Genomic DNA, 22,578 nt, shown 5'->3' with positions numbered 1-22,578 from the left:
TAAAAATAAGCAACAAAACACGAATGCCCAAATTCTGAGAGGTTTTCAAGGATCAGTGTTTATCAGCTTTATTTGGATTAAAAAATGGATTAAATTTTTCAATTGCTGTGCAAATTTACGATTGAATATGCTTGCAGGAAACATCATGCTGTCAATACCGGCGTGATTTACAATCGCTTTAACACATGATAAAATAACTATTTTTTTTACTTTTTATTGTGCAATAATCAGCTTTACATTGATTAAAAACTCTCGCAGCATCTGATTATATTTGTGAGATTTGCCTTATAATTTAAAAAGACTGAGTCATTTCAAATTCCACGTCCATATTAAAAAGCCCAATTGAATACCTCAAGGGTGTAGGCCCTCTGAAAGGAGATGTTTTGAGAAAAGAGGCCTCGATATTTACGTTTAAAGATTTGTTATTTTATTATCCTTTTCGCCATATCGACAAAACTCAGATTACGCCGGTTTCTAAAATAAATTATCAGAGCGATTATATCCAGGTAAAGGGCAAACTTACTTCTGTAGAAATTTTGGGGGAAAGGCATGGAAGAAGATTAGTGGCTACCTTATATGATGGTTCGGGTGAGTTGGAACTTGTGTGGTTCCAGGGTATCAACTGGATTCAAAAAAATCTGCATGTTGGCGTTTATTATTTCGCTTTCGGAAAGGCCGGATTTTTTAATAATACGCCACAGATTACCCACCCCGAAATGGAACAGGTGACAGAAGTAAATAGCCATCCGAAAAGTTTTCTTGAACCGGTTTATCCCGCTACTGAAAAGCTAAAATCAAAATCCCTTGGCGGCAGGCAGTTGAGCAAACTAACCTTTGCCCTTTTGCAAATTGTATCAGAAAAAGATATTCCTGAAAATCTTCCCAAAGAATTGATTGAAAAATTCAGGCTGGTAAAGCGTTTTGACGCTCTTACAAACATTCATTTTCCCGCCTCTGCTGCTGATTACGAAAATGCGGTGAAGCGGTTAAAGTTTGAAGAGCTTTTTATTTCCCAGCTCAGGATGGGGCTTGTGCGCTTTAAAAGAAATACGCTTTCAAAAGGGCATTTGTTTTCAAAAGTGGGAAGCCTGTTCAACGATTTTTATGCAAATCGCCTTCCGTTTGAACTCACCGGCGCACAAAAAAGGGTTTTGAAAGAAATCCGCAAAGATGTGGGCAGTGGCAAACAAATGAACCGTTTGTTGCAGGGCGATGTGGGGAGCGGCAAAACCATGGTGGCTTTGATGGCAATGCTTATGGCAGCCGACAACGGATACCAGAGTTGCTTTATGGCGCCTACCGAAATATTGGCGCGCCAGCATTTTGAAAGTTTAAAAAGCCTCGTAAAGGGAATGCCCGTAAAAATTGGAATTCTTACCGGGTCGTCAACTGCTAAAGAAAAAAGAGAAATGCTCAAAGCAACCCTCGAGGGAGAAGTTACGATATTAACAGGGACACATGCTTTGATTGAAGACGTGGTTCAATTTAAAAACCTCGGCCTTGCCATTGTGGATGAGCAGCACCGGTTTGGCGTAGCGCAAAGGGCCAGGCTTTGGGATAAGAATGAAATAAATCCTCATATACTTGTGATGACGGCAACTCCGATTCCTCGAACCTTGGCATTGACTGCCTATGGTGATTTGGATTATAGTGTTATGGATGAAATGCCGCCCGGAAGAATCCCGGTGCAAACTGTCCACCGGATGGAATATGCCAGGCCGCAGGTGATGAATTTTATCCGTTCAGAAATTGAAAAAGGGAGACAGGCCTATATTATTTATCCATTGATTGAAGAATCTGCCAAACTGGATTTTGAAAATTTGATGAAGGGCTATGAAGAAGTGAAAGCTTATTTTCCTGAACCTAAATATTATATCAGCATGGTGCATGGCAAACAAAAACCGGCACAAAAGCAAACCAACATGGACCGGTTTGTAAAAGGCGATACACAAATTATGGTTTCAACTACCGTAATTGAAGTAGGTGTGAATGTTCCGAATGCGAGTGTGATGGTAATTGAAAGCGCTGAAAAATTTGGGCTGCCCCAATTGCACCAGTTGCGTGGCAGAGTGGGCAGGGGCAATGAAAAAAGTTATTGCATTCTGAGCACAAAGATTAAATTATCTGCAGATGCAAAACAACGTTTACGGATAATGTGTGAAACCAATGACGGATTTAAAATTGCGGAAAAGGACCTAGACCTTCGCGGCCCCGGCGATATTGAAGGCACAAGACAAAGCGGCCTGCTCAATTTTAAGCTCGCCAATATTGTTGAGGACAGAAAAATACTCGAAGCAGCCAGGCTGGCGTCGGAAAAAATTATTGCCGAAGATCCGGCTTTAATATCCGCGGAAAATCAGTGCCTGAAGGAATTTTTGCAAAGTGAAAAAGGGAAAACTGCATGGAGCAAAATTTCGTAACTTATTTAATTAAAATGGTTATGTTAAGAAGCTACTAAATTGAAATACAGAAAATTAATTTCCTTTTCTTCTTCTGATAGTTTCGTAAATTTATTTTTGTTTCATAATAACTGTTTATGAGCTTTAATTAATAAATGCTTTTGGGGAAATTAGATTTCCATCGATTTATTTGACCTATAAAATTATTTTTTGAAAAGGAAACATTTTTATATAAAACTCCTGGGTTTTGTCTTTGCAATTTGTTTTGCCACTGAAAATTTGTGGGCCCAGGTAGAGTTTATTGAAAATAAAGGACAATGGGATCCGAAAGTTAAATTCATGAGCAGTGCTGGTAGCGGCTCATTTTTTTTAACAGATAAAGGGTTTACTGTTGCACAATATAATGCCGGCGATGTGGAGAATATTAAAATCCGCATGCACGAGGAGCACTACACCGGGGCAGTAAACAGGCAAATAAGGAAAGATTCTGTTCGCACAGATTCTTATTCGGTTCAGTTTTTAAATGCGCAGACTCCGGTAATAATTCCTGATAAAGAAGTTCCTTCAGTTAATAACTATTTTATTGGAAATGATCCGTCTAAGTGGGCATCTGATTGTAAAATTTATCTTGGAGTTACTTACAAAAATATATACCCCAACATTGATCTCCGGTATTACACAGACGCCGCAGGAAATTTGAAATATGATTTTATAGTAAACCCTGGTGCAAGAATAAGCGATATCGCCATGAAATATTCAGGCCCCCAAAAGATAACTGTAAAAAACCGTGAATTACATATTGTAACATCGCTCGGCATAAATAAAGAATTGAAGCCTTATACTTACCAGGTTATCGATAATCAAAAAACAGAGCTGGATTGCCGGTATGAAATAAAAGGAGATGTGGTACGATTCAAAGTGAAAGATTATTCTCCTGATAAAACACTCATTATCGATCCTACTTTAATTTTTTTCACCTATTCCGGTAGTACGGCGGATAATTGGGGTTTTACCGCTACTTATGGTAAGGATGGCTCATTTTACGGGGGCGGTATTGCATTCGGAAACGGCTTCCCTGCTTCTCCCGGAGCTTATCAAAAGGCCTACGGCGGCGATTTTGATATTGCAATTATTAAATTATCGCCGGATGGTAAGCGCAGGATTTATGCAACTTATATCGGTGGAACCGGTTCCGATCAGCCCCACAGTCTTATTGAGGATCCGTTGGGGAATTTAGTAATCGCAGGAAGAAGCAACTCGGGCAATTATCCTGCAACTGCCAAGGCCGGTGCGGGCGGCAGTTTCGATATTATAGTGACCAAACTGAATGCCAGCGGCACTGGTATCATTGGATCAATGAAAATTGGCGGTTCGGGGGATGATGGTGTAAATATTTCAGACGACCATAGTAATTTTCTTCAATCGCTCAAGAGAAATTATGGGGATGATGCAAGAAGTGAAGTCTTGCTGGATGGCGCTAATAATATTTATGTAGCATCCTGTACTACTTCGGGCGGAAATAATCCTAACAACGCTTTCCCAACTACGCCCGGCGCTTTTCAAACCCGGCTAAAAGGTAAACAAGATGCAGTGCTTTTGAAAATAAACCCCTCCTGCAACCAACTTTTGTTTAGCACTTTACTTGGGGGTAGCGATGATGATGCTGCGTATGTTTTGGCTTTTGGTATCACCGGAAATGTGTATGTGGCAGGCGGCACTGCGAGTAAAGATTTTTTTGCGAATGTGCCGACGGCCAATGTGATCAAATCCACGAATGCCAATCTCGGTTCCGGAAGCAAGGATGCTGATCCCTGTGATGGATTTGTAGTAGAAATGACAAGCGATGGTACCCGTGCAGTCAGAGGAACCTATATTGGCACCGATAAGGCAGACCAGATTTACGGTATTGAGTCGGACAAATTTGGGTTTGTATATGTAATGGGCACATCTGAAGGAAATATGAAAGTAATTAATGCTAACTATTCAAATTCAGGCGGTAAGCAATTTATTTCAAAATTAAAACCAGACCTTTCTGACTTCGTTTATTCTACAGTTTTTGGATCAGTCAATTCGCAGGTACCAAATATTTCACCAACAGCTTTTCTGGTTGACCGTTGCCAGAATATATACGTGTCAGGCTGGGGTGGAAAATCAAACAGCGGATTTTCTACCGGCAATACTAAAGGATTGCCGGTAACCCCGGATGCCATAAAAGGAAGGACTGATGCATCAGGTAGTGATTTCTATTTTTTTGTACTTGAAAAAGATGCAAAATCGCAATTATATGGTTCATTTTTCGGACAGGAAGATCCGCCCGGAAGAACGGCGCCTATTACTTTTGGCGATCACGTAGATGGCGGCACAAGCCGGTTTGACAGGAACGGAATTATTTACCAGGCTATCTGCGCCAATTGTTTCAAAAGCGTTGCCTTTCCAGGCACACCTGGTTCCTGGTCTAAAACAAATCAATCTATTGGTGAAAATGGAGCCTGCAACCTTGGGATGTTAAAAATCGAAATGGATTTTGCCGGCGTTCGTTCCGGGTTGCATACGAGCATCAATGGTGTAGCAAATGATACCGCAGGTTGTGTTCCTTTAGCAGTTGATTTTTCAGACACGCTCAAAAAAGGCAAATTATATTATTGGTATTTTGGAGATGGCACGGGCGACACTACAACTGTGCCTTCCACTTCTCACGTCTACCAAACAACCGGGCTTTTTCCTGTGATGTTGGTTTCCATCGACAGTGCCACCTGTAATATTGCAGACACTTCATACAGAACAATTAAAGCCGGGGACAATAAGGCAAACCTTGGTTTCCTTGCCCAAAAGCTGGAACCTTGTACAAACCTAAGCTACGACTTTACCAATACCTCTTCCCCAACGCGCGGATCATTTAGACCAGGAATATTTACGTGGGATTTTGGTGATAATTCGCCTTTGGTGGTGCAAACACAAAACCCAGTCAATCATACATTCGCCGGGCCGGGCACTTATAAAGTATCGCTTTCAATAAACGATACAACTTATTGTAATTCACCTGGTGATACAGTAAGAACTATCCGGATTTCTCCGGAGGTAAAAGCTTCTTTCTCCACTCCGGCTGCCGGCTGTGTTCCCTATAATGCCGTATTCCAAAATAATTCTTTGGGCGGCATCAGCTTTTCGTGGGATTTTGGCGACGGCACTGGTTCTACTGAAGAAAACCCCACTCATCTTTATTCCAAAGTTGGTAAGTATATTATCAAATTAACCGCGTATGATTCAACCTCGTGCAACAAACTGGATGATACTTCATTTGTGATCACAGTTAGCCCGATTCCCACCGCCTCGTTCACCTTTAATCCCCTGGTTCCTAAAGAAAATTCATTCGTTAATTTTATTAACCAGTCAATTGGAGCAAGCACGTATGCCTGGGATTTTGGGGATGGAGACACATCTAACCTTGAAAATCCACGCCACCTCTTTAATGCAACCGGCACCTATACAGTTTGCCTCAATGCAGCAAATGAATTTGGTTGTGCCGACGACACCTGTATCGAGGTGCAGGCAATTGTGAAACCATTAGTAGATGTACCTACTGCATTTACCCCGGGCAAATTTGGCGCGAACAGCACGATTAGAGTGGTTGGTTTTGGAATCAAAGAAATGGAGTGGAACATTTACAACAGGTGGGGGCAGAAAGTTTATACAAGCAATAACTTGAAAGGCGGATGGGATGGCACTTTTAATGGAAAATTGCAGCCAATGGATGTATACAGCTATACGCTGGCTGTAACTTTTTCAAACGGTCTGAAGATAACAAAGACAGGCGACATAACACTATTACGATAATTTAAAGATGATAAAAAATCATAAAATATCATTTTTGTTTTCTTTGCTTTTCCTGGGAGCGGTCCAGCTTTCCTTGGGCCAGGATCTGCATTTTTCCCAGTTTTTTAATAACCCATTACTTACCAATCCCGCCAATACCGGTTTTATTCCTGATGCTGATTACAGGCTTGGCGCATCGTATAGGAATCAGTACTCTAATATTATGGCTGTTCCTTATAAAACGATGAGCATTTATGGTGATGCACAGGTTTTCAGGGATAGAATTGAAACCGGCTGGATGGGCCTTGGAGGCGTTATTTTGCGCGATGTTGCCGGGAGTGGCAGTCTTACTTCCACCAAAATATATGCTTCAGTGGCGTACCATCAAATGCTCGGCGCAAGCAGTTTGTTGACTGCCGGTTTTAATGTTGGCTGGGCAAACAAAAGAATTGACCAAAGCAAACTTACTTTTCCTGACCAGTTCGATGGTAAATTTTTTGATGCAACTTTACCAACTTCTGTCCAATTGCTCAATAACAGTGTGAGTTATTTTGATATGCAGGCCGGCCTTAATTATGCTTATTTTCCTACGGCGAATGTTTATATCAATGCGGGATATTCCATTCACCACGTGAACAGGCCAAAGGAAACTTTTTTTGATGATGATAATTCGAGCAGGCTTGATATGAGGCATATCGGTTTTATAAATGGAATTTTTAAATTAAACAGTAACGTGATCATTAACCCTGCCGCATATTATACAAGAATGACCAACGCCAGTGAACTCGTGGCCGGCATCAGCGCTGCATACAATCTTTCAGGAGATGGAGATAAGCAACTTATCGGCGGTTTATTTTACCGTTATAATGACGCCCTCATTCCAATGGTGGGCCTGCAAATTAACAGAATGCGGTTTACATTCAGCTACGACGTTACCAGTTCTTCTCTGAAAACATATAACCATTCTTTTGGAGCAGATGAATTTAATCTCTTGTATAAAGGGGATTACAATACATTTGCAGGAGACAGGAAACAAACACTCTGCCCTGTTTTTTAATCTAAATTTGTTATTACAACATCCGTATTCATCTTTGCAAAAAGAAAAAGAAATATTTTTAATTACACAAGATCATGAATAAAAAAATTGCCATTATTGGCGGGGGCAATCTGGGATCTGCCATTGCAGAAGGATTGTTAAAAAATAAATTTTGCGATCCCGCGGATATTACTATTACAAAAAGAAGAATTGAATCTCTCAAAAAACTGAGCGAGAAAGGTGTAGCTATAATTTCTGATAATGCCGAAGCAGTTCAGCAAAGCGAAATTATCATACTTGCTGTAAAGCCTTACCAGGTAAGCGATGTATTGCATAGCTTTCAAACAAAACTTACCCAAAAGCATTTATTGGTGTCTGTAGCCACCGGTGTATTAATTTCAGAATTGCAGGAAATTATTAAGAAGAATATTCCCGTTTTCAGGGCAATGCCTAATACAGCAATATCGATTGAGCAAAGTATGACTTGCTTGAGCTATACCAATGCAAATGAAAGCCAGGCGGCAACGATAGAAAAAATATTTTCTTCTTTAGGCAGGGTAGTGATCATTGATGAAAAGCTTATGGAGGCTGCCACTATTTTGGGCTCGTGCGGTACGGCCTATGCGATGAGATTCATAAGGGCAAGCATCCAGGGGGGAATAGAAATAGGTTTTGATGTGGCCACAGCCAGCCTGATTGTGGAGCAGACCGTAAAAGGCGCAGCGGAATTATTGATGCAGAAAGGAAGTCATCCTGAACAGGAGATTGATAAAGTGACTACCCCGAAAGGCTGTACCATAGCAGGTTTAAACGAAATGGAACACCAGGGCTTTAGTTCTTCATTGATAAAAGGCATTGCTGTAAGCTATAAAAAAATTGAAAAAACTTAGCGCGCTTCCTGCGGTCAAAGATGCAGAATACAATTTGTTATTATTTGTTGCTTTACTAAAGAAAGTATCTGATTAGAAAATAGTTTCTAAAATGATAACACGCTTACCATAATTTTTTTTTAGAAAAAGTATTCTTTTGCTCTTGAAAATTGACAGTGGTTTTAATGGCCCGGCAACCTGCGAATATTACACGAAATTTAAAAAGGAATTTGAGCAGTTAATAGAAAAATTGCTTGCAGAAAAATAGAACTGGAAGTAAACGAACAAATAACTATTTTTTTATTTTGCGATATTCATAAGTAAGGAATCAAAATCTCGCTTTCTACAAAATACATTTCGATTTTCCCTTTGTTTTTGGCGGCCTTTTTGCCGCGGTAGAGGCACTCGAATTTATCGCTGACAAGATCATAAGTAGCCCTGGAAATATTTATCTTATTGGCCTCGCTGTTTTGTTCCATTCGCGACGCGGTATTCACGGTGTCTCCCCAGATGTCAAAAGCAAATTTCTTGTCGCCCACAACGCCTGCCACCAGCGGCCCTGTATGAACGCCGATACGGATGTCAAAATAATTTTCACCCTCAGGGCCGCTTCTTAAAATTTTTATGGCATTTATTATTTCGATTGCAGCTTTTATAGCGTTAACAGGATTATGTGATTGCGGGTCAGGAACGCCACTTACGCACAAATAGGAATCACCAATCGTTTTGATTTTTTCCATCTTATACTCAGAAACAATCGCATCAAATTTGGTAAAACAAGTGTCAATAAGATGAACCAGTTTTTCAGGAGAAAGCAACGCGCTTTTGCTCGTAAAATTTTCAAAATCTGTGAACAGAACAGTGGCAATCTCATAATTCCTGGGGCGCGTGTGGCCTGTTTGTTTCAGCTCATTTGCTACATCTTCAGGCAGGATGTTTAAAAGAAGATCATCAGATTTTTTCTTTTCAATTTGCAGCTCGCTGGTTCTTTCTTTTACTTTATTTTCAAGCTCATTATAGAATAAAGCATTTTCTATCGAAATTGACATTTGAGCAGCAAGTAATTTTAGTATGCCAACGCCCTTTGCCGTAAAAGCCCCGGTGGTAAGGCTGTTGGCGAGGTAAATGACAGCCTGGATTTTTCCCATATTTAACAGGGGAATACAAAGAATAGATTTGCACTGGTGATTTTTTATATAATCATCGTTGCCGAATAATTCACTCTTGCACGCATCATCAAGGATTACCGTTTCCTGGGTCAGGTAAACATAATTTACAATTGATTCTGACAATAGCTCGGTTTCAGAGACGGGGATAGATTGAAGTATCTTGATTTCTTCGTTTCCTTCCCTGATTTCAGCTTCAATAAATTTTTGGCCCTGCTTTTCCATAATCAGGAAACCTGATTGCGCGCCGGCATTTTCCATAATGATTTGCATCATTTTTTTCAAAAGCCGCGGTAAAATAATTTCACCTGATAAGGCAACTGAGGCTTTCAGCACGGATTCCAAATCGATGTCCGCGGTTTGACTCATTCCAGGTTCTTCCATAAATTGATTTTGCCATTCGGCCGCAGGCCCATTTTTAAGCTGGATATAATTGTTTTCCATCTGCTTTAGCTTGGCGACCGCTCCCCAGCGTTTATAAATTCTATAGGCATTTTGCAGGTAAAAGTTGGCAAGAATATCTTGTTTGGTATTAAGAAAAAAGCTGCCCGCCCGTTCCCATGTGTATGCAAGGTCGCTTGTGATATTAGCCTGCGTTGCTTCTTTCAGCGCCTTATCATAATAAATTTTTGCCCGTTCATTGTGGCCGGTGAGATAGCTATATTCTGCCTGCAGCAATATTATTTTGTGTGCATAATTAGTGGAGCAATATTTTTCGTATTTTTTTATTTCGGCAATATCTTTTTTTACCTGCATTAAAATTTGGCTCATGTTTGCAGCACCCGGAGAAACGTCAGTAATGACCAGGGAGCGGTAAAAATAAAACATTGGATAAAGAGTAGTCCCTTTCACGCTTTCCTGGTATTTTTCAACTATGGGCAAATATTTTTCTGCGTTCAACTTCAGGTTAAATATCAACGCCAGATGTAACTTTTGAAGATATAAGTTTTGAAAATAGATTTCAGTATTCTTGGTTACTTCTTTCAAATCCATTTCTGACTCATCAAAAATTTCACCTGTAAAAACATCAGGATGATCTTTTTCTTCAAGCAGGTTCAGTGCAGATTGGTGAAAAATCCGAAGCCGCCTGAATGTAAGATCCTGCTGAAACTTTTCAATCTTCAATTCAAGGGCTGTAGCCCGTTTTGCAAGGTCTGGCAACGGATAGCCCATCACATATAATTGATAAACGATATTGTGCGCTGCATACGAAGCATATTCGTTATCGCCCGATTCGAGGCCGCTGGTAAATGCCTTTTCAAGATCCGGAATCGTATCCGCAATGGCCACGCGCCTATGTACAAGGAATAAATTATTAGTGGCAATGATTGAAGCGATTAATTCGTCAGCATGTATTTTTTTTGCCAGTTGCAAAGCAATTTCTCCAAACCGGATTCCTTTATCAATTTCATTTAAAAATACGCTCAGGATATATCCATAAGCAACAAAACTAAATGGAGACTTTTTTGATAAGCCATATTTCACTGTCAGCCTAATCATCTTGAAGGCAAGCAAAGGCACGAGAGCGGGAACTGCAAAAAATGAGGCAGAAGAGATGTCAGATAGAATGCGCATCGCCGCATTTTTTTCCGGATCTTTCATCTCCGGGAGTTGATTGTAATACTCGGCAGGCTTATTACGCAACAGAAATTTGATTTTCAAAAGCTCTTTTAAAACTTCAAATTTGCCAGGCTTTAAAGGAAGCCTTATATGCATTTTTTTAAGGATTTCGAGGCCTTCCTTAACTGCATCAAAATGCTGGTTTTGGGCAATTAATTTTTTAATAATAATTTCATGGCCTTTGATAGAATCTATTAAAGATTTGCTGTACTTTAAAATAATTCCAACATACAAATCTACTTTTTCATATTCGCCTGAAAGGTAGGCGGCATTTGCAGCGTAAGCCGTAAACTCTAAAATAAAATCATATTGAATTGTCCAATCATCTTCATCCAGCATTTTCAAACCTTTTTCAAAATAAGCAAGAGCCTGGTGAAATGCAGTAGATGCCATTGCCTTAAGACCTGCCTTTAAATTCAGGCGCGCAAGGTTTTCTTTTTCTTTTTTTAAAACTATCTTTTCAGCGCCCAGGTTCCATTGCTTTACAATATCAAATAATTTTTCGTCCAGTTCTTTTTCACTGTAGCTTACGGTTAGCTTTTGGCCGTTACGCAAATGCATTGCTGCCTTCTCGTCGTCCGGAATAAGCGAATATATTGCCTGCTGAATTCTGTCGTGCCCGAATTTATAACCTTCGTCGGAAACCATAATAAATCCTTCGGCTACTGACTGGTGTAACAAATTTTCTATGGTTCTTTCGCTGGTTTCTTTAATTAACGACAGGCTTCTTTTGTTGAACTGAGTGCCAATTGTGGAAGCAATTTTTAAAAGTTCCAGCTTATCGGCGGGTAGCTTTTTAATAAAAGAAGTCATTAATTCCACTACATTGCCTGATACATTCATTTGTAATATCAGGTCTGAATTGAAATTCCATTTCAGGGATTCAAAATCAAAATGCAAAAGGCCCTCATCATAAACCGATTTAAGAAATTGCTTTACGTAAAAAGGATTGCCCTTTGTTTTATTAAAAATAATCTGGGAAAGTATTGACACATTTTCCTGGTTGGAATGAAGCGTGGAACTGACCAACGAAAAGGCATCCTGATAAGTTAAATCTTTAAGATGAATTTCTTCAACCTCAATATTATCTCCTTTTAATTTCAAAAGATTTTTATAAAGCGGATGGTCTTCGTGGACTTCATTTTCGCGATAGGCGCCAACAAGTAAGGCGTATCCGATATCGCGGCTTTCCCCAATCGTGTTGAAAAGATTGAGTGAGGAAGTATCCGCCCATTGCATATCATCTACAAATAACACCAATGGGGAATCTTTTTCGGCAATACTTTTGAAAAAGCGTGTGAATTCATAATTAAAACGATTCTGCGCTTCAAGGCCTTGAAGTTCTGAAGATTCACCTTGTTTTCCAATAAGCCTTTCAATGCCAGGCATAAACTGTGTCAGGATTTTTCCTGAATTCCCAATGGCGTCAGAAATCTTCCTTGTCCATTTTGCTTTAAAAGCTTTGTCCCCGGCAAGAATTAACTGAACCAACTCATTGAAAGTTTGAATCAGGGTAGTATAGGGCGCCTCAGAGCTTATCTGGTCAAATTTTCCTTTTAAGAAAATTCCTTTTTTATTAAATACTGAATTTTTAAATTCATCCACCAGCGATGATTTTCCACTGCCGGAATTGCCGGCTATCACCAGGATTTTTTTGTGTCCAGTCCTGCAATCTTCATACAGGCTATTCAATTTTTTAATCTCGTTGTCTCTTCCATAAAGCACATTATGAAAATTCAGTTTGCCCGAATAATCTGCTTCGGCTATTTGAAAACCCTTTAGCCTGAGGTCATCAATTTTTTCATCCAGGTTAAATTGTTCAAGGCATTTTTCCAAATCTGCTTTTACACCAAAGGCTGATTGATAACGGTCTTCAGCATTTTTAGCAAGAAGCTTCAAAATTATTTCCGAAATAATATTGGGAATAGTTGGATCAAGTTCGCTCGGGTTTTCCGGCGTTTTGGCAATGTTGGCATAAATAAGCTCCATTTTTTCTTCGCTATCAAAAGGGAGATGGCCGGAAAATAACCTGTAAAATATTAATCCCAAAGAATATAGATCCGCCCGTTGATCCAACACATGGTTAATCCGTCCTGTTTGTTCGGGAGCTATGTACCTAAGAGATTCAATTTCTTTTTCATTTAAAATCGTCTTAGCTTCTTCAAACACATTTCCCTCGGTAGCTAAGGCAAAATCAATCAGGAAAACTTTGTTGGTAGATTGTTCAATTAAAATGTTGGAAGGCTGAATCCTTCTGTGAAAAATGTTTTCTTTTTGCAGGCAGGTAAGCGCTGAAGCGATGTCAATAGCCATATGCAGCTTCTGCGGAAAAGAAAGTCTTTCAGTTTGGAGGATTTTATTTAAATCTTTGCCTTCTATATATTCTAATAGCAGGGCTTCATTTCCCTCAATTTTTTCGCGGCGTATCGCCTTTCGGATGTGGCTGCATTTCAGGCGCGAACACAATTCGAATTCATTATCAAGCTGGGCAACTTTTTCCGGATCTGCAAATTCATTTTTCAATATTTTGACACATGAAGGCTTGCCCAGGCCGCTCATATCCCACTTGACAAGGATTGAATCAAAACCATAGTGTACCACATTAGAATGGTTAATATTTTTTATCATTCTTATAATTATTCAATTGATACCAAATCAAAGCAACTATCTGTGATAACTTTCTAAGCAGCAGGAAATTTAGCGGGATATTGGTTTCTATGAAAGTAACAAAAGTTTTGAATAAATCACGGGAAAAATATTCTTAAAGCCTATTTCTAAAATTGTTACTTTAGTAATTAATTATCGCTTTCCATCCCTAAGAAAACCTTACTGCTTTCCAAATAATTTCTACTAAAAATGACTAATCAAAATCCGTTGACATTGCTTACCCCGGTGAGGGAAGACAGCTTTCAGAAATTGAATGAAATTCTTGAGAAATTTAAGGTGGGCTTAAACCATGGTTTGAATGAAAGGTTTAACCGCCTGGGAACGCTGCATTATGCGCGCTGGTTTATTTTACAACAAAGTTCATTTAGGGATACAACCGCATTTCCTGTGCCGGTGCGGCTGGTTTTCTCTTCTAACTTTGACGGGGATGAAGATACACATGCCGAAGCGCTTGTAACTGTTTTTCCTGAATACTTTGATGAGTTGTATGAATGCTGTAAAGATTACCCGGCGCCGGCGGAAAGAACCGTTCAAAGCAGGAAAAATTATCTTTTAAAATGGAAAATTAAAACTGACGCTTTTTATGTGGGCGCGCCGGGGCGAAGTCTGAAGCAAATTCAGCAGGAAGACCAGCTAAAAAAGTTTATCCGGAATTTTACCAACAGTAAATCGTGGGAAGGGAAGAGCGCTGTGCAAATTAAAAATGCAGTTAAAGAAGAAGTATTTAAAAACCCGGAGTTTGAATGGGCAAAAAAACCGGAGCGTATTGCGAAAAAAAACTGGCCGGGATTAATTATTATGGGATTGGTCATTTTAATTTTATCACCTATTCTTATTGTCTGGATTTTAATCGTTCATTTTTTTTATGAGAGAAGAGATAAAAATTGTTATGATAAACGCAGCCAATTAAACGATGACCTTGTTCGCCGGCTTGAAACGGATGAAGACCTCATTAATCAAAATCAATTCACACAAGTGCTTGTAATGAAACCTGGCTTTGTGCGGCTGGCGACAGTGCATGCGCAAATGTTGTTTGCAAGAACATTGATAAAAAATTTGTTTGTCAACGGAAAATTGATGGGAATTCCTACGATACATTTTGCCCGTTGGGTGTTATTTGATAATGATAAGCACATGATGTTTTTCAGCAATTTTGACGGTAGCTGGAATCAATATCTCTGTGATTTTATAGATAAATCAGGGTGGGGGCTTACCGGCATATTCAGCAACACTGTTAATTTTCCGAAGACAAAATTTTTATTTACCGGAGGCGCCTATGATGAAGAACATTTCCTGGCATGGAGCCGCGGCACACAGATTCTTACGCAGGTTTGGTATAGTGCCTATCATGATCTTTCCATAAAGAATATTAGCAACAATACTTTAATCAGAAATGAATTGGTAAAGGATCTTTCAGAAGATGAAGCGCAAATTTTTTTAAAAAGATTTTAAACCGAAAATTAATGGAACAATTGGAATTATCTCAAATCCAGGGATTTCTTATAAATAATTATTTTGAAAAGCCTTTTTCAAATTATTATCTTCTGGAGATTGAAAATAAAGAAAAGGCTAAAAACTATTTAAAGGAAATAGCTGGCAGGATCACTTCAGCCAATCATCAAAATAATAATCAAAGTTTTACGAATATAGGGTTTACCTCTTCAGGGCTTGCTGCGCTTGGCCTGCACGAAAAAAATTTGCGGTTTTTTATCCGTGAATTCAGGGAAGGAATGGTAACGCCTCACAGGCAAAGGCTTTTAGGCGATCATGAAAGCAGCGATCCGCAAAAATGGCAATGGGGCGGCCCTGCCAATGCGCCCATTCATCTGGTATTAATGGTGTTTACTTCTTCCGAAGATGAGCTGCGTATGCAGGATGCTGCATTGCAGCAGGAGTTTTCAGAAAATGGATTAAAAATTTCACATGTTCTGCGGGCAGATACTTTTCCTGAAAGAAAAGAGCATTTTGGTTTTCGGGAAGGGATATCGCAGCCAATTATTATCGGAAGCGGAGTTGAAGGACATGAACGAGATAAAATTAAGGCTGGCGAATTTGTGCTTGGCTACGAAAATGAATACGATGTGCATCCTGATACGCCGCTTTTAAAAGAAGCACAAGGCAAAATGGAGATGCTTACTTCTGATCCTGAAGGTACGGGCCAAAAGGATTTGGGGCGCAACGGAACGTACTTCGTACTGCGACAATTAAAGGAAGATGTAGACGGGTTTTGGAACTTTTTAAATGAAAAAACGAAAAACGCGGATGGAAGCCTGAATCCTTCTGAAAGCACAAAAATGGCTGCAAAGATGATGGGACGCTGGCCGGGCGGCGCCCCTTTGGTAAAATTTCCAGATGCGGACCCAGGCACCCTTTCTGACGATAATGATTTTGTGTACATCGAGACTGACAAGTTCGGTCTGCGATGCCCATTTGGCGCCCATGCACGCAGAACCAATCCACGCGATAATTTTGAAGAAAGTAAACCGGCAGAATCGTTGAAACTTACGCGCAAACACAGAATCATGCGCCGCACCCGGTCGTACGGAGAAAAATTTACCGCATCGGCCACGAATCACACACCTTCAGATGAAGTGGGCGTTTTGTTCGGGTGCTTCAATGCAGACATTAATCGCCAATTCGAATTTATTCAATATACATGGGCCGCGTATCCAAAATTTAAACAGCTTTATGCCGATCCCGATCCTTTTATCGGGGTAAAAGAAAATCCTGCTGAAGGTGTGATTCAGCAATTTACAATTCCCACTGAAACCCATAATGAGTATGTAGAAGGATTGAAAAGTTTTGTAACGGTTAGGGGCGGGGCCTATTTCTTTTTCCCTTCTATCACCGCCGTTGAATATTTAAGCACCATCTGATAGTAGACGAACAAAAAGAGGGATTTTATTTTTTAGGTTAGATAATGGGTTGCGCGTAAAAAAACTGATGCTCATTGCTGCTTTACTTAAAAAATGCAGCTCGTATTAAATCTGAAACAAAATTTTGCCTTTTCATTTTGTTTAAATATATTTGATATTATTTAAACAAATGAATCTATTTTCTATTTCTCAGCTTTCAAACTTTTCGGGTATCAAACCGCACACGATACGGATTTGGGAGCAAAGATATAATGCACTTTCACCTGGCCGTTCTGAAGGAAATACGCGCTATTACGACAATGACCAGTTAAGGCGCTTGTTAAATATTGTTAGCCTGGTGCAGGCGAATTATAAAATTTCTGAAATAAGTACAATGTCTGATAAAAAACTGTTTGAATTATTAGAACAGCGATTGCGGCCATCAGAAGAGAATATCGATACCCACGAATATTTCATATTGCAATTGATAGCTGCAGGAATGAATTTTGATGAGATAAATTTCGATAAATTAATAAGTCATTGCCTGGTTAAATATGGAGTAGAGGGAAGCTATCTTAAAGTTATTTATCCAATGCTAAAGCGCATCGGTTTGATGTGGGCTACAAATCTTATACTTCCTGCTGCAGAGCATTTTATCAGTAATATTATCCGGCAGAAATTATTCACCCTTATTGATTCGTTACCGGCCGGCAACGATAAAAAAAATTCATGGCTACTTTTTTTACCCGAAAATGAATTTCACGAAATTGGTTTGCTCTTTAGCCATTATTTAATCCGGAAAGAAGGCTTCAAATCTGTCTATCTTGGTTCAAATGTGCCACTACAGTCAGTAGTGGAGGCAGCAGCGATTACCAATCCTGACAATCTGCTTTTATTTTTAACCCACAATGATTCAAAAGAGGTGCTGGGAGAATATATGAATGACCTGGGCCGCCGGTTCAAAAATAAGAATATAAAAATTGCTGCCGATGCTAAACAATTACAATCCATAAAATTGAATAAAAATTTTGAAGTGCTTTCTTCAATGGAGAACCTGCAATTAGCATTATCTGAATATTCGTTTAAATATAATGATAAAAATATAAACAAGAGTTGATGGCAAAAATAGCGGTCATAGGGGCGGGCTTCTCGGGTTTAAGTGCAGCGGCATATCTTTCTGAAGCTGGCCATGAAGTTCATGTGTTTGAAAAAAACGCGACTGCGGGAGGACGGGCACGTCAGTTAGAAACGAACGAAGGGTACTTATTTGATATGGGACCAAGCTGGTATTGGATGCCTGATGTGTTCGAGCGCTTTTTTAATGATTTTGGGTATCAAACTTCCGATTGGTATAGTCTGAAATTATTAGATCCTTCGTTTGATGTAGTGTTGGCCGGGGGAAGAAAAATGAGCATTCCCACTAACTATGCGCAGCTAAGGGATTTGTTTGAAAAAACCGATCCTGGAAGCGCAGATCGGTTAGACAGCTTTATGCAGGAAGCGCGCCATAAGTATGAAGCCGCGATGGAAAACCTGGTTTACATGCCTGGTAATTCTATGTTCGAGTTTGCGGATTCAAAAATTTTAAAACAGGCTCTGAGTCTGCAAATCTTCTCATCCTTTAGTAAACATGTAAGAAAGTTTTTTTCCCATCCGGATCTTATCGCCTTGATGGAATTTCCTGTTTTATTTTTAGGGGCTATGCCGCAGCAATCGCCTGCCTTGTATAGTCTCATGAATTACGCCGGCTTAAAACTGGGAACCTGGTATCCAATGAATGGCGGTTTCGGGAGAGTGGTTCAATCCATCGTATCTATTTGCAGGAATCAAAACGTTTCATTTTATTTTAATTCCACGGTGGATAAAATCAATGTGCACCAAAATCTTGCACACAGCATAACAGTGGACGGCATAGAACTTGATTTCGACGCAATTATCGCCTCAGCAGATTACCATCACGTTGAAGAATATTTGCTTCCGAAAGAATATAAAAATTATGATGAGAGCTATTGGCAGAAAAAAACCTTTGCACCTTCGTCACTGATTTTTTATGTGGGCCTTTCAAAAAGAATTCGCCATATCGGGCATCACACCTTATTTTTTGAAGAAGCGCTGTACCCGCATTCGGTTGAGATTTACAAATCTCCTTCATGGCCTGCAAAGCCTTTGTTTTATGTGTGTTGCCCTTCTCAATCGGATAACACAGTTGCACCCGAGGGACATGAAAACTTATTTTTTTTAATGCCAATTGCACCTGGATTAAAAGATGAGGCCTCTATTCGGGAAAAATATTTTGCGATTATGATTAAACGGTTGGAAAATTATCTTGGTGAGGACTTACAGGATTTTATTGATTACAAAAGCAGCTATTGCATTAATGATTTTATAGATGATTACAATGCCTATAAAGGCAATGCGTATGGCCTTGCAAATACGTTACGCCAAACGGCATTTTTAAAGCCAAAAATCAGGAATAAAAAAATTAAAAATCTGTTTTATGCCGGGCAGCTTACGGTTCCAGGGCCAGGGGTGCCGCCGTCGCTTATTTCAGGAAAAATAGCTTCAAATGAATTATTAAAATATTTAAAAAGCAAAAAGTATGAAGTCGATATTTGACAAACTTTCGGTGGATATTTGCAGGCACACCACAAAAACTTACAGCACCAGTTTTTCGTTGGGAATCCATTTTTTAAATCACAGTTTGCGCGATTCGATTTATTCCATCTATGGATTTGTAAGGCTGGCTGATGAAATTGTGGACAGCTTTTCAGGTTATGACCAGAAGAAACTATTAGATGAGTTTAGAATCAAAACGTACGAAGCTATTGAATACAAAATTTCTATCAATCCTGTCCTCAATGCCTTCCAGGATATAGTAAATAAATACGGGATTCCGCTGGAATTGATAGATGTTTTTTTGAAAAGCATGGAAATGGACTTGCAGAAAGTCGATTATACACATGAAAAATACCAGCAGTATATTTTGGGTTCTGCGGAAGTAGTTGGACTAATGTGCTTATGTGTTTTCACAGCAGAAAAACCAGGATTGTATGAAGAGCTTAAGCCCTTTGCGATGAAGTTGGGTGCGGCTTTTCAAAAGGTAAATTTTTTGAGAGATATGAAGGATGATTACGCGGTGTTAGGAAGAATTTATTTTCCGAATGTAACTATGAGCAGCTTTAGCAGCGATGTAAAAAGCCAGATAGAACACGATATAGAACATGATTTTAAGTCGGCACTTTCAGGAATAAAAAAATTACCAAATTCTTCAAAGGCTGGTGTTTACCTTGCATATGTTTATTATATGGCTCTTTTTAATAAAATAAAAAAATTGCCGGCGCATCGCATTTTACATGAAAGAATCAGGATTAATAACGGTAAAAAGTTTGGCCTTATGGTAAATAGCCTTATAGTCAATAAAATGAATCTTGTATGAAAAAAGTACGGAAATGAAATCGGGGTTATTTATTGCTTTACTATTCATCAGCGCGTTTTCTTTCGCCAAAGAACCGCCGTTAAGTGAAATAAGAGCGCTTTATGAAAAATCAGTTGCCAATGAATCTGCATGCAATAAATTGATTCATCTTTTGTCGCCTTATAATGAAAGCAATTATCCGCTCTATGCAGGCTATAAGGCCAGCGCCATTATGATGATGGCTAAACATGTGATTAATCCTTTTTCTAAATTTTCTTATTTTAAAAAAGGAAAAAAAATTTTAGAAGATGCAATCAAAGTAGATGGAAAAAATATTGAACTCATTTTTTTAAGATTTAATATGCAAACGCATTTGCCTTCTTTCCTCGGTTACGATGAAAGTATTAAACCGGATAGGGTATTTTTAGAAAATTCTTTTTCAGGAATTGAAGATGCGCAATTGAAACAATTTTTGAAGCCTTATCTTAGAAATTCCAATTATATCGACGCAGAAAAGAAAAGGCAACTGGGGTTATAAAACAAAAAATATGAATGAACTTTTAATATTGGTAGATGAGCATGATAACGAAATCGGACTGATGGAAAAAATGCCCGCGCATCTCTCAGGGCGCCTCCATCGTGCTTTTTCAGTGTTTATTTTTAATTCAAAGGAAGAACTGCTTCTGCAGCAACGCGCGGATAATAAATATCATTCGGGTGGATTATGGACGAATACTTGCTGCAGTCATCCTATTGATGGCGAAGATATTAATGTAACTATCAAAAAGCGGCTAAAAGAAGAAATGGGTATGGAATGTGAAACAGAGTATCAATTTAGTTTTGTTTATAAAGCTAGTTTGGGTAACGGTCTTATTGAACATGAATTGGATCGGGTATTTTTTGGAACATCAGATGAGAAGCCGGTCTTGAATCCCTCTGAGGCTAAAGATTGGAAATATATTTCTCTTGATGATTTACCGGCTGCAATTAAGAGTCATCCCGAAGATTTTTCTGCGTGGCTAAAAATTTGTTTACCGAAGGTGATAAGCAAAATAAAGGAAAACAAAAGCGCTTAACTCATGAAAATTTATTCTTTACATGAAGAGCAGTTTTTGCCGGTAAGTATTTACAAAGCCTGGGATTTTTTTTCATCTGCAGAAAATCTTCCTGTGATTACACCTCCGGAATTAAATTTTAAAATAATTTCTGATGTGAAGGGAAAAGAAATTTACGATGGAATGTTGATTAAATATAAAGTGAGCCCTTTTCTGAACATCCCCTTGGGTTGGAAAACAGAAATTACGTCCGTGAATAAACCATATTCATTCACGGATAGGCAGATAAAGGGGCCTTACCAGTTATGGCAACACACGCATGATTTTGTGGAAAAGGACGATGGCGTGCTTATGAAAGATACAGTTCAATATGGCTTGCCTTTTGGTGTCTTAGGACAGTTGATGCATTTTTTAATTGTGAGAAAAAAACTGAAAGGCATCTTTAATTACAGGAAACAAATTTTGAATCAAATTTTTACAAGACATGCAAACAATATTGATTAATGCACTTTGTGTTTTGGCCGCTTTTGTCGCAATGGAAACAGTGGCATGGCTGGCTCACAAATATATCATGCATGGAATATTATGGAAATTACACAAAGACCATCATAAGAAAGAAGGGGATGGTTTTATCGAACATAATGATTTCTTTTTTTTAATATTTGCGTTGCCCGGCATTGCGTGTTTGTTTTTTGGCAGTCAAAACGATTATAATTTCCTTTTTTGGATTGGTGTTGGAATTACTCTTTATGGATTTGCGTATTTCATCATCCATGATATTTTTATTCACCAGAGATTTAAAATTTTACGAAACAGCAATAATATTTATTTTAGAGCCATAAGAAGAGCGCACAAGATGCATCACAAGCATCTTTCAAAAGAAGATGGAGAATGTTTTGGAATGCTGTGGGTTCCGTTTAAATATTTTCGGGAACTTAAATTAAAGAGGGCGACATGAAATTTCTTTACCTGTTCATCGATTTTTTCACCATCATCATTCCGCTTCTTTTTTCTTTTCATCCAAAAATAAAATTTTATAAAACCTGGAAAGAATTTTTCGCCGCATCAATTATAGTTGCTACAGCATTTATCATTTGGGATGCCGTTTTTACAGAAATAGGTGTATGGAGTTTTGACCCAACTTATTTGGTGGGAATTTATATTTTCAATCTTCCTCTTGAAGAAATACTTTTTTTTATATGCATTCCGTTCAGTTGTGTTTTCACCTTTTATTGTCTGACTAAATTTTATGAGCTAAGATGGAGCGATAAAAATGAAAAAACATTTGTAAATATTCTTTTTGTTTTGCTTATGGCCGGGGCCATTGTTTATGGCGAAAGGTTATATACTTCAATCACTTTTATTACTACCGGCTTTGTTTGTGTTTTTCTAAAGTATATTTTTCGTGTTACATGGTTCGGAAAAGCAGTAACGGTATATGCTATTCTTTTGATTCCGTTTTTGATTGTGAATGGAATCCTTACTGGCACCGGCTTGCCACATCCGGTAGTGAATTATACCTCAACAGAAATTATGAATATTCGTTTGTTTACTATTCCTCTTGAAGATGTTTTTTATGGATTCGAACTTTTTCTGCTTAACCTGGCGTTTTACAAATGGTTTCTGAAAATCAGGCGCAGGAAATCTCACAACAATAAAACAATCCCGGCATTCAATTGAGTG

Annotated in this window: 15 protein-coding genes; 14 read left to right on the top strand and 1 reads right to left on the bottom strand. The window is 38.8% G+C overall.

Annotated features, from left to right (window positions below; all coding sequences use genetic code 11):
* Positions 1-308 precede the first annotated feature (308 nt).
* From recG to proC, 4 genes are all read left to right on the top strand, one after another.
* Entirely contained in the window at positions 309-2,420 is a 2,112-nt protein-coding gene (recG, locus tag EFY79_RS12340; protein WP_123121021.1) for an ATP-dependent DNA helicase RecG, read from the top strand.
* Between the two features lie 189 nt (positions 2,421-2,609).
* Entirely contained in the window at positions 2,610-6,233 is a 3,624-nt protein-coding gene (locus EFY79_RS12335) for a DUF7948 domain-containing protein (RefSeq protein WP_123121020.1), read from the top strand.
* 34 nt (positions 6,234-6,267) lie between these two features.
* Complete coding sequence (locus EFY79_RS12330; protein ID WP_233577992.1) at positions 6,268-7,269, top strand: PorP/SprF family type IX secretion system membrane protein; 1,002 nt, start codon at positions 6,268-6,270, stop codon at positions 7,267-7,269.
* A 74-nt stretch (positions 7,270-7,343) separates the two neighbouring features.
* A complete protein-coding gene (proC, locus tag EFY79_RS12325; protein ID WP_123121018.1) occupies positions 7,344-8,138 on the top strand; it encodes a pyrroline-5-carboxylate reductase in 795 nt (264 codons plus the stop codon).
* 293 nt (positions 8,139-8,431) lie between these two features.
* Here the strand turns inward: proC and EFY79_RS12320 are convergent, their stop codons facing one another.
* Complete coding sequence (locus EFY79_RS12320; protein WP_123121017.1) at positions 8,432-13,531, bottom strand: adenylate/guanylate cyclase domain-containing protein; 5,100 nt, start codon at positions 13,529-13,531, stop codon at positions 8,432-8,434.
* Between the two features lie 228 nt (positions 13,532-13,759).
* On the opposite strand from EFY79_RS12320, the gene EFY79_RS12315 reads away from it, so the two are divergent.
* The 10 genes from EFY79_RS12315 (at position 13,760) to EFY79_RS12270 (ending at position 22,575) form a co-directional block, all read left to right on the top strand.
* Complete coding sequence (locus EFY79_RS12315; RefSeq protein WP_123121016.1) at positions 13,760-15,022, top strand: DUF1634 domain-containing protein; 1,263 nt, start codon at positions 13,760-13,762, stop codon at positions 15,020-15,022.
* An 11-nt stretch (positions 15,023-15,033) separates the two neighbouring features.
* Positions 15,034-16,446 carry a Dyp-type peroxidase gene (locus EFY79_RS12310; RefSeq protein ID WP_123121015.1) on the top strand — a complete coding sequence of 471 codons (1,413 nt, stop codon included), beginning with the start codon at positions 15,034-15,036 and terminating at the stop codon, positions 16,444-16,446.
* 169 nt (positions 16,447-16,615) lie between these two features.
* Positions 16,616-17,542 carry a MerR family transcriptional regulator gene (locus EFY79_RS12305; RefSeq protein WP_123121014.1) on the top strand — a complete coding sequence of 309 codons (927 nt, stop codon included), beginning with the start codon at positions 16,616-16,618 and terminating at the stop codon, positions 17,540-17,542.
* Positions 17,542-19,041, top strand: a complete 1,500-nt coding sequence (locus EFY79_RS12300; RefSeq protein ID WP_123121013.1) for a phytoene desaturase family protein — start codon at positions 17,542-17,544, stop codon at positions 19,039-19,041. The genes EFY79_RS12305 and EFY79_RS12300 overlap by 1 nt, the downstream gene beginning before the upstream one ends.
* Complete coding sequence (locus tag EFY79_RS12295; protein WP_123121012.1) at positions 19,025-19,861, top strand: phytoene/squalene synthase family protein; 837 nt, start codon at positions 19,025-19,027, stop codon at positions 19,859-19,861. The genes EFY79_RS12300 and EFY79_RS12295 overlap by 17 nt, the downstream gene beginning before the upstream one ends.
* Positions 19,862-19,874: 13 nt before the next feature.
* Positions 19,875-20,378: a hypothetical protein gene (locus EFY79_RS12290; RefSeq protein ID WP_148041913.1), complete on the top strand. Its 504-nt coding sequence runs from the start codon at positions 19,875-19,877 to the stop codon at positions 20,376-20,378.
* A 10-nt stretch (positions 20,379-20,388) separates the two neighbouring features.
* Positions 20,389-20,916, top strand: a complete 528-nt coding sequence (gene idi / locus EFY79_RS12285) for an isopentenyl-diphosphate Delta-isomerase (RefSeq protein WP_123121010.1) — start codon at positions 20,389-20,391, stop codon at positions 20,914-20,916.
* A gap of 3 nt (positions 20,917-20,919) precedes the next feature.
* Entirely contained in the window at positions 20,920-21,399 is a 480-nt protein-coding gene (locus tag EFY79_RS12280) for an SRPBCC family protein (RefSeq protein WP_123121009.1), read from the top strand.
* Positions 21,380-21,853, top strand: coding sequence for a sterol desaturase family protein (locus EFY79_RS12275; RefSeq protein WP_123121008.1), 474 nt, complete (start codon positions 21,380-21,382; stop codon positions 21,851-21,853). The genes EFY79_RS12280 and EFY79_RS12275 overlap by 20 nt, the downstream gene beginning before the upstream one ends.
* Complete coding sequence (locus tag EFY79_RS12270; protein ID WP_123121007.1) at positions 21,850-22,575, top strand: lycopene cyclase domain-containing protein; 726 nt, start codon at positions 21,850-21,852, stop codon at positions 22,573-22,575. Before EFY79_RS12275 ends, EFY79_RS12270 begins: the two co-directional genes overlap by 4 nt.
* Positions 22,576-22,578: the final 3 nt, after the last annotated feature.

The sequence above is a fragment of the Hanamia caeni genome, assembly GCF_003721595.1.
GTDB classification, from domain to species: Bacteria; Bacteroidota; Bacteroidia; order Chitinophagales; family Chitinophagaceae; genus Ginsengibacter; species Ginsengibacter caeni.
This window is presented reverse-complemented; position numbering and strand designations above follow the sequence as displayed.

What these genes read in the sequence shown, in the direction of transcription:
- EFY79_RS12305 (WP_123121014.1), top strand. Translation starts at nt 16,616, where the DNA reads ATGAATCTATTTTCTATTTCTCAGCTTTCAAACTTTTCGGGTATCAAA.
- EFY79_RS12320 (WP_123121017.1), bottom strand. Translation starts at nt 13,531, where the DNA reads ATGATAAAAAATATTAACCATTCTAATGTGGTACACTATGGTTTTGAT.
- EFY79_RS12315 (WP_123121016.1), top strand. Translation starts at nt 13,760, where the DNA reads ATGACTAATCAAAATCCGTTGACATTGCTTACCCCGGTGAGGGAAGAC.
- EFY79_RS12300 (WP_123121013.1), top strand. Translation starts at nt 17,542, where the DNA reads ATGGCAAAAATAGCGGTCATAGGGGCGGGCTTCTCGGGTTTAAGTGCA.
- EFY79_RS12275 (WP_123121008.1), top strand. Translation starts at nt 21,380, where the DNA reads ATGCAAACAATATTGATTAATGCACTTTGTGTTTTGGCCGCTTTTGTC.
- EFY79_RS12295 (WP_123121012.1), top strand. Translation starts at nt 19,025, where the DNA reads ATGAAGTCGATATTTGACAAACTTTCGGTGGATATTTGCAGGCACACC.
- EFY79_RS12310 (WP_123121015.1), top strand. Translation starts at nt 15,034, where the DNA reads ATGGAACAATTGGAATTATCTCAAATCCAGGGATTTCTTATAAATAAT.
- idi (WP_123121010.1), top strand. Translation starts at nt 20,389, where the DNA reads ATGAATGAACTTTTAATATTGGTAGATGAGCATGATAACGAAATCGGA.
- proC (WP_123121018.1), top strand. Translation starts at nt 7,344, where the DNA reads ATGAATAAAAAAATTGCCATTATTGGCGGGGGCAATCTGGGATCTGCC.
- EFY79_RS12280 (WP_123121009.1), top strand. Translation starts at nt 20,920, where the DNA reads ATGAAAATTTATTCTTTACATGAAGAGCAGTTTTTGCCGGTAAGTATT.
- EFY79_RS12290 (WP_148041913.1), top strand. Translation starts at nt 19,875, where the DNA reads ATGAAATCGGGGTTATTTATTGCTTTACTATTCATCAGCGCGTTTTCT.
- EFY79_RS12270 (WP_123121007.1), top strand. Translation starts at nt 21,850, where the DNA reads ATGAAATTTCTTTACCTGTTCATCGATTTTTTCACCATCATCATTCCG.